At 71.3% G+C, this 10392-nt stretch carries 11 protein-coding genes; 6 read left to right on the top strand and 5 right to left on the bottom strand.

What is annotated here, in order from left to right:
* Together GT354_RS32215 and GT354_RS32210 are read right to left on the bottom strand one after the other, a co-directional pair.
* On the bottom strand, window positions 1-1002 hold a 1002-nt coding region (locus GT354_RS32215), incomplete at its 3' end, for an urea transporter (protein WP_161359916.1).
* Window positions 1003-1542: 540 nt separating this feature from the next.
* A complete protein-coding gene (locus GT354_RS32210) occupies window positions 1543-2049 on the bottom strand; it encodes an Lrp/AsnC family transcriptional regulator (RefSeq protein ID WP_161359915.1) in 507 nt (168 codons plus the stop codon).
* A gap of 60 nt (window positions 2050-2109) precedes the next feature.
* Here GT354_RS32210 and GT354_RS32205 point away from each other — a divergent pair, with 60 nt between their 5' ends.
* Both GT354_RS32205 and GT354_RS32200 read left to right on the top strand, forming a co-directional pair.
* Window positions 2110-3345 carry a PLP-dependent aspartate aminotransferase family protein gene (locus GT354_RS32205; RefSeq protein ID WP_161359914.1) on the top strand — a complete coding sequence of 412 codons (1236 nt, stop codon included), beginning with the start codon at window positions 2110-2112 and terminating at the stop codon, window positions 3343-3345.
* A gap of 167 nt (window positions 3346-3512) precedes the next feature.
* Window positions 3513-4646, top strand: a complete 1134-nt coding sequence (locus tag GT354_RS32200; RefSeq protein ID WP_161359913.1) for a transporter substrate-binding domain-containing protein — start codon at window positions 3513-3515, stop codon at window positions 4644-4646.
* Window positions 4647-4900: 254 nt separating this feature from the next.
* Here GT354_RS32200 and GT354_RS32195 read toward each other — a convergent pair whose 3' ends face one another.
* On the bottom strand, window positions 4901-5326 hold the full coding sequence (locus tag GT354_RS32195; protein ID WP_161359917.1) for a MarR family winged helix-turn-helix transcriptional regulator: 426 nt from the start codon (window positions 5324-5326) through the stop codon (window positions 4901-4903).
* A 309-nt stretch (window positions 5327-5635) separates the two neighbouring features.
* Between GT354_RS32195 and GT354_RS32190 the strand changes: the two genes are divergently transcribed.
* Window positions 5636-6052 (top strand): cupin domain-containing protein, encoded by a 417-nt coding sequence (locus tag GT354_RS32190; RefSeq protein WP_161359912.1) that lies wholly within the window; start codon window positions 5636-5638, stop codon window positions 6050-6052.
* Between the two features lie 9 nt (window positions 6053-6061).
* On the opposite strand, the gene GT354_RS32185 is transcribed toward GT354_RS32190, so the two are convergent.
* Both GT354_RS32185 and GT354_RS32180 read right to left on the bottom strand, forming a co-directional pair.
* Window positions 6062-6337 carry a DUF3311 domain-containing protein gene (locus GT354_RS32185; protein WP_161359911.1) on the bottom strand — a complete coding sequence of 92 codons (276 nt, stop codon included), beginning with the start codon at window positions 6335-6337 and terminating at the stop codon, window positions 6062-6064.
* 118 nt (window positions 6338-6455) lie between these two features.
* Window positions 6456-7664, bottom strand: a complete 1209-nt coding sequence (locus tag GT354_RS32180) for an ADP-ribosylglycohydrolase family protein (RefSeq protein WP_161359910.1) — start codon at window positions 7662-7664, stop codon at window positions 6456-6458.
* A 509-nt stretch (window positions 7665-8173) separates the two neighbouring features.
* On the opposite strand from GT354_RS32180, the gene GT354_RS32175 reads away from it, so the two are divergent.
* The 3 genes from GT354_RS32175 to GT354_RS32165 all read left to right on the top strand — a co-directional run.
* Window positions 8174-8719: a DUF6643 family protein gene (locus GT354_RS32175; protein WP_202512550.1), complete on the top strand. Its 546-nt coding sequence runs from the start codon at window positions 8174-8176 to the stop codon at window positions 8717-8719.
* A gap of 83 nt (window positions 8720-8802) precedes the next feature.
* A complete protein-coding gene (locus GT354_RS32170; RefSeq protein WP_161359909.1) occupies window positions 8803-9627 on the top strand; it encodes an MOSC N-terminal beta barrel domain-containing protein in 825 nt (274 codons plus the stop codon).
* Between the two features lie 307 nt (window positions 9628-9934).
* Window positions 9935-10392, top strand: a 458-nt coding sequence (locus tag GT354_RS32165) for an ATP-binding cassette domain-containing protein (RefSeq protein ID WP_161359908.1), incomplete at its 3' end; no start/stop codon positions are given.

The raw sequence follows: 10392 nt of genomic DNA, 5'->3' as shown, positions 1-10392 counted from the left end.
GGCGGGGGCCGTGGTGTCGGCCGCAGCCGTTGCGGCCTCCGGTGCGGCGGCGGGCTCGGCGGCGGGCTCGGTGGCCGGCTCCGGGGTACGGCGACGGATGCGGGTCAGGGTGGGGACCGCGGCCATGAACAGCCAGGTGGTGAGCACGAACGGCCAGGTGTACGCGTGTCCGTGCAGGGGGGTCAGGGCCTCCCCCGCGGCAGCCGTCAGGACGGTGGCGAAGATCACGCCGAGCAGCGTGTAGGCCGCGCTCGACGGCGTCAGCACCAGAAAGGTCGCGGCGAGCGCGATGGCCGACAGGACCGCGTTGTAGCCGTACAGGCCCGCCGTGATCTGCTCGGCGGGCGCGCCCAACGCCCAGGCGAGCAGCACCGCGACGGCGCTGCCGGCGGCTGCGGCGGCGGCCGCGATCCGGCTCGCGATCAGCAGGCCGACCAGCATGATCAGCCCCACGTACCACTGGTCGAGCAGGAACACTTCGGCGATGTTCGCGCAGAAGGCCCGGCCCGCGTCCAATGCCGAAAGACGAGTCCCTCCATCGATCGGAAACGGGGGCGGGGTCCCGCCCGCCCCCTCGGCCCGGACGTGCCCGAACGCCGACGAGCCCATCGCAAGCACCTCGGCGACCACGCAAAACGGCGCGGTCAGCACGGGCAGCCCGATCCCGCGCAGCAGCCGGCTCAGCGCCGCCGTGAGCACCGTGCAGACGGCGCCGCCGAATACGACCACGACCACGCTCGCGGGGTTCGCGCCGAGGATCAGGTAGCCGGCGATGCCGGTCAGGCAGCCCGAGTAGCCCTCCAGGCCGCGTTCGACGGCGGAGCGGTCCGCGCCGAGCAGCAGCGCGGCGCCGGTGGCCGCGGCAGTCCCGACGAGGGCGTAGGCCCCCACCCGCCAGTCGGCCGCGAACAACGCGGCCACGAACGCCAGTCCGGTCCACGCGCTGCCGACCAGATCGACCTGGGCCACCCCGCGAAGCAGGGCGCGTATCGCAGCAGCCATGATCTCGGCCCTCTCCCCCGTCCCGACCCGGACGCAACGCCGGCGCCGCGGCAGACGACCCACCTGCGCGGCCGGCCGGTCGTATTAGTGACGGGCCGGGCGGGACGCTACTCCCGGCGACGATCGTTTAACAACAGATGTTCGAGCGCCCGCGAGTAACAGTCGGCGACGGTAAAGTCACCATGAGTATCCGTTCGTTGGCACGTCTGGCCCCTGCGCCACCGGGTCTTCTCGCGGCACCCTCGGACCATGGCGAAGCTTTGACAGTCCGTTGAACAAGCTGGTGGAAGGCTTATCGAGAGACGAAGCATGGCCCGCCGGCAACCCGCCGACGGGCCATGGGCGTTGGGACGATCCGCCACACGCCGAACGCCGTCGTCGGAGCAACATCGGAGCACATCGGCGTGCCGTCACCGCGTCGTCACCGCGTCGCCCGGTCGCGTCGTTGCACCTTCGCGCCCTCGCGCCTTCGCGTCTTCGCGCCCTCGGCCCTTTGCGCCTTCACGCACCACAGCGCCGGGTCCTCGTACGAACGCGGGCCTAACCCGCCGTCAGGCGCCGGGCCGGGCCCTGGGGTTCGGGCGGCAGCAGCGGGCCACCCTGCCACTGCTGGAATATCAACATCGTGTGCACCTGAGTGACCTCGGTGCGCGCGGTGAAGCCGTCGACGACCAGGCGTTGCAGGCCGGTCGCGTCGGCCACCGCCACGTGCACGAGAAAGTCGTCCGGGCCCGCGAGGTGATACAGCTCGCGGGTCTCCGGCAGACGCAAAACGTGGCTTACGAACGGATTGAGCACCGAACGGTGATGCGGCCGCACCCGGACCGCGAGCATCGCCTGGAGCGGACGGCCGAGCGCCGCCGCGTCGACCACGACCGTGGCGCCCTTGACCACCCCGGCCGAGCGCAGCCGGCCGACCCGGTCCAGGCAGGTCGAGGGCGCGATGCCGACCTCGGCGGCGAGCGCCTTGTTGCTGATCCGGGCATCGTTCTGCAAGGCCCGAAGGATTCCGAGATCGATCGGATCCAGGGCGATGGATTGGCTCATCGGCCGATGATAATTCGGAGGATCCTCGCAACCACCGGTGATCGTTGCAGGCTGAGGGCCATGGACCCCCGAAACCACTCCGCGCCCACCGCGCGGCACACGTTCGAGACTCGCGCGGTACACGCGGGCCGTGACGATCTCGCCGCCCTGGGCACCCACGCCGTGCCGATCGACCTGTCGACCACGTACCCACTGACCGACCTGCCCGGTGCGGCGCTCGCCCTGGACGCCTACGCCGAGGGCGAGTTGCCCTCGGGCTCGCCGATCTACGGACGGTTGACCAACCCCACCGTACGGCGCTTCGAGGAGGCGCTCGCGGAGTTGGAGGGCTGCGAGGCCGCGGTGGCGTTCGCAAGCGGCATGGCCGCAGTGACCGCGTCGTTGCTCGCGGCGGCCACGCGCGGGAAGCGGCACGTGGTCGCGGTGCGACCGCTGTACGGCACGACGGACCATCTGCTCACGAGTGGGCTGCTCGGTACCGAGGTCACGTGGGTCACGTCCGGCGGTGTCGCGGCGGCACTGCGTCCGGAGACGGGCCTGGTGATGGTCGAGACGCCGGCCAATCCGACGCTGGCCGAGCTCGATCTCGCCGATCTCGCGGCGCAGGCGGGCGACGTACCGCTGCTCGTGGACAACACGTTCGCGACACCGGTGTTGCAGCGGCCGGCGGAGTTCGGCGCGCGCATGGTGTTGCACAGCGCGACCAAGTTTCTCGGCGGGCACGGGGACGTCATGGGCGGCGTGGTGGCGTGCGACGAGGAGTCGGCCAGGGTACTGCGCCAAATCCGGTTCGCCACGGGTGCGTTGCTGCATCCGTTGGCGGGATACATGTTGCTTCGCGGTCTCGCGACGTTGCCGGTTCGGGTGATGAAGGCGTCCACGTCGGCCGGCACGATCGCGACTCGGCTCGCGGCTCATCCGGGAGTCGAGCGCGTGCACTACCCGAGCATCGGTGGCGCGTTGATCGCCTTCGAGGTGGCCGGCGACCCGATGGAGGTGGTGGCCGCGCTGCGGTTGATCACACCTGCGGTAAGTCTGGGCGGGACCGATTCGCTGATCCAGCACCCGGCTTCGCTGACGCACCGGGTCATCGACGACTCGGCGCGCGCTGAAGGCGAGATCGGCCCGAAGTTGCTGCGGCTCTCGGTGGGTCTCGAACACGAGGACGACCTGTGGGCGGACCTGGCGGTGGCGTTGGCGGCGAGCGCGGAGGGCGGATCGGACGATCCGGAAGCCGCTCGCGCCGCGGATCCGACGCCGAAGCCTCGTCAGGTCCTGGCGCGGGCCGGCGGATAGCGCCGTGGGGACGGGACGGGACGGGGCGGACGGGCGGACCGGGACCGGCAATCTGGGGGATTCCCCCCGCCCGTGACGGACTCGGCTCCACTAGCGTCGAACACCGGTATCAGCCGGAGCAGTCGAGCGGTGTCGCGTAGGCGCCACCCCCGAGGAGGTGGCCAGGCGTGCCCCTGCGTTCCGCCCGTTCGCGCTACAAGATCCGCTCACGCTACAAGAATCACGCACGCTACAAGAACGGTTCGCGCGACGAGAACCGTTCGCACCACGAGGGCGGTTCACACCGTGAGAGCCGTTCGCACCACGCGTCTTTCGCCCGCGCCGCCGCGCTCGTGGCCGCCCTGACCCTGACCGCCGCGTGCACGTCGTCGAGTCACTCCGTCGCCGAGTCCACCCCGTCCGCGGTCACCACGCCCTCGTCGCCTACGACCGCATCCGCGAGCGCGAGCGTCGCGCCCTGCGGCGAACCGACCGCGAGCCTGCGTCCCGCGCCGGGTCCACCCCGAGCGGCCGACTACACCCGCGACGGTTCACTCGCGCAGTTACAGCGCAAGGGCTACCTCACCGTCGGCATCGACCAGAGTTCCTATCCCTTCGGGTACGCGGACGTGCTCGACAACGAACTCAGGGGCTTCGACATCGACTTGGTGCGCGAGATCGCCAAGGACCTGTTCGGCGGCGCCGATCCGGAACACCTGCGCTTCCGCGTCCTGCCGAACGCGATTCGCGAACAGTCCGTGGCCGACGGCGACGTCGACCTCGTGGCCAAGTCGGTGACGATCAATTGTGAACGCCGCGCGAAGGTCGACTTCAGCTCGACCTACTACGAGGCCGGCCAACAGGTCCTGGTCCTCACGAACACACCGGCTGCGGCGGTCGACCACCGCGGCGGCCTCGGCGCGCTCCCGAAGGGCACCCGGATGTGCACGGTCGCCAAAACCACGGCCGCCACGAGCGTGGCTGCGACCCCCGGGTTGGTCAACGTCAACGGCGAGAACTGGAACGACTGCCTGATTCGCCTCCAACAAGGCGGCGCGGACGCCTCGGTGGGCGACGACACGATCATGCTGGGCCTGCACGCCCAGGACCCACACACCGAACTCGTCGGCGACAAACTCTCCTACGAGCCGTACGGCCTCGAAATCTCCAAGGACCGCCCCGACTTGGTCCGCTTCGTGAACGCTTCCCTGCAACGCATCCGCCAAGACGGCACCTGGCTGGCCCTGTTCGACACCTACCTGGCCCCTTACGTCTCCTCCCAAGCCCAGAGAACCCCACCGCCCGCCGCCTATCGCGACTGATCCACTACCGGACCTCAACCTTCGACCAGCAGGCCAACCGACCGATTGCGGTGCCGGCACGGGTCACCGGCCGCAGCCGTTCCCGCGCGTCCGCACGCCGGAAGCAGGAGGCCCGCCGCGCGGCGGAGTCGCGGGCGGTGTGGGCCTCGTCGGTGTCGGCCGTCGACCGTCGACCGTCGACCGTCGGCGGAGCGTCGTGCCTCAACTGCCTTCCGAGCCGCCGCCATCGGGCCGTTCCCGGATTCCCGGGCTGCTCACGCACCGCCGAACCACGCGGTCATGTCGAGCTGATACGCGCCCCCTGGGGTCATCACCCGAAGGTCGTGCTCCAACGCGCGCAGCCGATCGGCGCCCAACTCCGCGGCCCACACGGCCCGCAGCCGGTCGAAGCTCGCGGCCGACTTGGCCAACGAGTCGAAACCCCGGGCGGTGAGCCGAACGACCTTGCGCCGCGCGTCGTTCGGATCCGCGCCGCGCTCGACGTAGCCGAGCCGTTCGAGGCTTTCGATGGTCTTGCCGGCCGCCTGTTTGGACACCCCGAGGGCCCGCCCGAGGTCGGCGGCCGTGGTGCCGTGCGGGCCGATCGCCTGGAACACGAAGCCGTGCATGGGGCGCATGTCGGGATGCCCTTGGCGGGCCAGATCGGCGTGCACCTCGTCGATCAGTACCCGAAAGGCCATCAGCAGCCGCAAGGGCAGTTCGAAGCCGGGCGGGTCGTTCTCGCCCCCGGGGCCGGAGGAACCCGGCCCCGGGCCGGAGCCGGAGCCGGCACCCCGATCGGGGTCGGAACCGGCCCCGCGGTCGGCCCCCGAGCCGGGGGCGATGCCGGACCGGGAGCCGGGCCCCGCCCCCGCTCCCGCCCCGGGTTCGTTCCCGCGGCCGTCCTCGGGATCGCGCACGGCGTCTCTCGACGTGGGCCCTCTTGACATAGATCGACAACCTGGTTCACTATTTCGACAACGACATTGTCGAGTTTAGGAGATCCGTTCATGCCTGTCATCCGCAACACGGACGCCCGCCGCACCTCCACGCCCAACGCCGCCATGATCACCTACGCCTCACCGACCCAGGGCGGCGCCACCGCGGCGTTGTGGCACGTGGCGATGGATCCCGGGGCGAAGGGCCCGTACCACGCGTTCGACGCCGAGCAGATCTGGACGGTCCTCTCGGGCGCCTTCGTGGTCGAGTTGGACGGCGAGAGGCTCACCGTCGGCACGGGCGACACCCTCGTCGCCCCGGCCGACGCCCCGCGCCGGGTGTACGCGGACGCCGACGCCGGCTTCACCGCGATCGTCACCGCGCCGGCCGGCGCCCTGGCGTACAACCCGAACGACGTGACGCCGCCCGACGCGTGCGGCCTGGCCCCGCGCGACGCCGCGCGGATCGCGCCGCCCTGGATGGTCTGATCGAATCGCTCACCCTCGGGGCGGCCCGTCGTGCCGGGGAGCACGACGAGCGGCCCGGGGCAGGGCACGAACCCTGGGCCGCAACAGTCGCAAGGCGATGGTCGTGCACGCGCCGGCGAGCAGGACCCAGGCGGGCTGATACCAGTAGAAGAACGGGAGTCCGAACAGTGCCCCGGACGCCCGGCCGTACAGCGGGACGGCCAGCGTCACGACGATCGGCACCACCAGCAGGACACCCGCGACGACGCGCCGGCCCCTCGGGTGTCGCTTCGTGGGTGGCAGCACTCGACCAGCCTGTGGTGCCACCCGCCGATCGGCAACGACAGTGATTCCCGGGACAGCCGAACGAGTGACACCACCCCGCCACGCCCACCACTCCTCCGCGCCCGCGCAGCCCACCGCGTCAGCCGTCGCCCATCCCCGCGTTCCCGTGCGCGGCACGGTCCTTGCGGGTCACCGCGAACGTCCGCTCGGCCAGGTCCCGCACGTCGCAGCTGCCCTGGCCCGGCAACCCCGTTCGAACCTCCGTCGCCACCAACCGGGGCCACGTCGCGCCACCGTGCAGAATGCCGGCGATCGAGCCCGCGACCGGGGCCGTGGCGTGCACGTCCCAGCCGCCGCGCACGGTCAGGCCGATACGGCGGCACGGGTCGGGGCCGCCCCACAGCAGGCCGGCCGTGATCAAGGAGGCGTTGCCGGGCGCGTCGCGGCCCGTGTCGGCGCCGTGGCATCGATGTACCTCGGCAGCCGCCTGCTCCCACGTCCAACCGCGCGTGTAGGCGACCAGGACGTCGCGTACCGCCACCGAAAGCCGCGAGGCCACCGGCACGTGCCGCAACGACACCGCGACCGCCTCGACGGCATCCCGGGCCGTGAAGGACGCCGCCGCGAGGGCCGCGGCCCACATCGCGGCGTACAGCCCGTCGCCGGTGTGCGAGACGCACGCGTCCTTGCGGGCCAACCGAGCCGCGCGCCGCGGGTCACCGGGCGCGGCATAGCCGTACAGGTCGCCCCGCGCCATCGCCTCGTCCGAACCGCCGTGCGGGTTGTCGCGTAGCGCGGTGTGCGGCGGCAACAGGCCGTCGAGCAGGTTGCGGTACGCCGCCTGTTCGGCCGCTCCCGGCCGCAGGAACGGCAACGTGAGCAACCACAACGACCCGACCTGCGCACTCGTGAAACCCGGCCCGTGCAGTTCCAGGACCCGCAGGCTCAGCACCGCGTGGTCCACCGCGTCGCTGCGGTCCTGTCCGCGGGCCTCCGGTTCGCTCACCGACGACCCGCCCGGGCCGCGCGCCGCATCGGACGCCCCCAGGCATCGGCCGATCCACCCGCCGCGAATGCGGGCGAGCAACGCGGCGGCGGGCGGCGCCGGTTCGATCGGTCCGGCCGGCGGCAGCGCGTCGTCCAACGCGTGGTCGTGGGCGTCTCGACGGTCGTGCGCCTCCTGATGGGCACGGGCTCGGGCGAGCGCGCGGTCGTGATCGCCTCGCGCTTTCTCCGCTTGCGCCACTTTCTCCGTTGCCTCCGACGGCCGCGGCGGCTCCGACTGCTCCGCCTTCGCTGCCTGCTCCGCCTTTTGCGTGTCCTGCGTGCCCTGCGCGTCCTGCCGCACGTGGTCCTCCCCGGCCGGATGGGCAGGCGCGAGCCGGCACCGACCGGCGGGCGACGCTGCCCGGGACGTTGGCGGCTGCGCGCCGACCCGCGATCACGCCTACCGGGCAACCCCGAGCCGAACCGGACGGAACCGAAGCGAACCGGGTGGACACCCAACGACGCGCGTGGCGCGTTCGGTTCGGGGTGACGCGGCTCGGCTCGGCTCGATTCGACGTGACTCGGCTGGTACTCGGCTCGGCTCGGTTCGGTCCGCAAGGACGAGATCGCGACGTCGGGTGACGAAGCCTGTCCATACCGCATCACGTGCAAGCCCGTTCGGGGAAGACCCCGCACCGGGAACGGAGGATTGGGCCGAAATGTGATGCCCTATCACATGTCCTGCGCGGGCCACGGATCCGCCCCGAGACGGGCTGTCGACAAGGCTTGACGGACTTCTGACGCAACGCGCCGAAATTCGTCACCACCCAGGGGGTTCGCAACCGCCGGGGATCGCGTACCTTATCGGCCATGACCTCGGCTCGCGCCTATGACGGCGGCACCTACTCGCCGTATTCGGAGACCCCGATCTACGACCGTCTGGTGGCCGAACGAGGCCGGCCGGAGGTCGGGCCATTCAACCTGCCCATTCCGGACTTCGCCATGCACCCGCTGTTCGGCGAACGACCGGCGCTGCCCGCCCTCCCCGCGCTTCCGTCGTCGTACTCGTCGCCGGCCCCGGCGTACGGATCCTCGTACGGCGCGTCCGCCCCCGGCTACGGCTACAACGCGCCGCAGCCGATGCAGATGCAGCCCATCCAGGCGCCCGCTCCCGTGCCCGCGCCCGCGCAGTACGGCGGCGCCCCGCAGTACACCGGCGGCCAGTACAACAACGCGCACCTGTCGGGCTACGCGTCGATGGCCCCGGCCGCGCCGCAGCCCCCGCAGCCGGCCGTACACCAGGCCCCGCAGCCGGGCGCCGGCCAGTACTCCGCGCAGTACGTGCAGCCGCCGCAGGTCCCGACGCCCCGGGTGCCGAACATGGGCGAGCCCGGGCAATTCCCGCCCCGTTACTGACGTTTGCCCCATTACGGCGCTCCGGCCGAGCACGCGTACGAACCTGAGGCCGGTCTCGCCGAACGGCGTGAAACAGTGGCTGCATGGCCAATCTCGTCGCACTGCACGTGTATCCGATCAAGTCCGCTCGCGGCATCGACCTCGCCGAGGCCGTCGTCGAGCCGTGGGGACTGGCCGGGGACCGTCGCTGGATGCTGGTCGACGAGAGTGGGCGGTTCATCAGCCAGCGCAAGGAACCGCGCCTGGCGACCGTGACGGTCCGGCAGGAGCCCGACGGGGCGATCGTGGTGCGGGCGCCGTCGATGGACGAGCTCAGGGTCGAGCCGACTGCCGAGGTCCGGCTCATCCCGGTAAGCGTGTGGGAGTCCGAACTCGACGCCGCACTCGCGGCGGACGACGCGCATACGTGGTTCGGCAAGTTCCTGGGCACGGACGTCCGGCTCGTACATCTCGACGATCCGACCCGGCGCAGGCCGGATCAGACCTACGCCGCTTCGGCCGACCGGGTGAGTTTCGCGGACGGATATCCGCTGCTGCTCACGACGACGGGTTCACTCGAAGCACTCGACGCCCTGATGGACGAGCCGCTCCCGATGAACCGGTTTCGGCCCAGCGTGGTCGTCGACGAGCCGATCGCGTGGGCCGAGGACGCATGGCGGCGAGTGCGGATCGGCGCCGTGACGTTTCGGGTGGTCAAGCCATGTGGGCGGTGCATCGTCACGACGACGGACCAGCGGACCGGCGAGCGTGGCCACGAACCGCTTCGGACGCTCGCCAGGCACCGGCGGTTCGGCAAGAGTCTGGTCTTCGGACAGAACCTGGTGCCGGATCTGGTGCCGGGTGAGCCGAGCACGATTCGGGTGGGGGACGCGTTCGAGGTCGTGGAGCGGGTGGAGGGCGGCCAGTAGGGTCTTCGTCGCCTGGGCCTGGCGCGGGGCGGGCGAGGCGGTGCCGGGCTGCCGGGCTGCCGGGCTGCCGGGCTGCCGGGCTGCCGGGCTGCCGGTGACGGCGTATCGGGGGCGCTGGACCGGCCGTTGCTGCGGTGTACGAGGGGGGCTGGGCTCTTGCCAGGCCCCCGGGCGGGCCAATTGTGTCACCCACGCGAGTGACACGCCCGCGCGTACGCCACACCCTGCGCGCCCCGACCCGCCACGCTGATCCCCCCATTGCTTCGGATCGTCCGGCACGTTCCTGCCGGTGAGGGGACACACCTCCATGGCCACAGTCTCGTTCGATCAGGCCACGCGGTTGTACACCAAGGGCGACAAGCCCGCCGTGGACCGCCTGTCGCTCGACATCGGGGACGGCGAATTCCTCGTCCTGGTCGGCCCGTCCGGCTCCGGCAAGAGCACCGCGCTACGCATGCTCGCGGGACTGGAGGACGTGAACTCGGGCACGATCCGCATCGGCGATCGCGACGTCACCAACCTCGAACCCAAAGAGCGCGACATCGCAATGGTGTTCCAGAACTACGCGCTCTACCCGCACATGTCGGTGGCCGAAAACATGGCGTTCGCGCTCAAGATCGCACATCAATCGAAGGAAGAGATCAGCCGCCGCGTCGCCGAGGCCGCCAAAATCCTGGACCTGACCGACTACCTGGATCGTAAGCCTAAGGCCCTGTCCGGCGGCCAGCGCCAACGTGTCGCGATGGGCCGCGCGATCGTCCGCGA

The sequence above is a fragment of the Streptomyces sp. SID3343 genome, from assembly GCF_009865215.1.
Classification (GTDB): domain Bacteria; phylum Actinomycetota; class Actinomycetes; order Streptomycetales; family Streptomycetaceae; genus Embleya.
The sequence above is the reverse complement of the archived record's forward strand: the minus strand, read 5'-3'. Positions and strand labels throughout refer to the sequence as shown.

Excerpts from the sequence above, each read along its gene's own strand:
- GT354_RS32210 (WP_161359915.1), bottom strand. The coding sequence starts at position 2,049 with ATGAGCCAATCCATCGCCCTGGATCCGATCGATCTCGGAATCCTTCGG.
- GT354_RS32205 (WP_161359914.1), top strand. The coding sequence starts at position 2,110 with ATGGACCCCCGAAACCACTCCGCGCCCACCGCGCGGCACACGTTCGAG.
- GT354_RS32195 (WP_161359917.1), bottom strand. The coding sequence starts at position 5,326 with ATGGCCTTTCGGGTACTGATCGACGAGGTGCACGCCGATCTGGCCCGC.
- GT354_RS32190 (WP_161359912.1), top strand. The coding sequence starts at position 5,636 with ATGCCTGTCATCCGCAACACGGACGCCCGCCGCACCTCCACGCCCAAC.
- GT354_RS32175 (WP_202512550.1), top strand. The coding sequence starts at position 8,174 with ATGACCTCGGCTCGCGCCTATGACGGCGGCACCTACTCGCCGTATTCG.
- GT354_RS32170 (WP_161359909.1), top strand. The coding sequence starts at position 8,803 with ATGGCCAATCTCGTCGCACTGCACGTGTATCCGATCAAGTCCGCTCGC.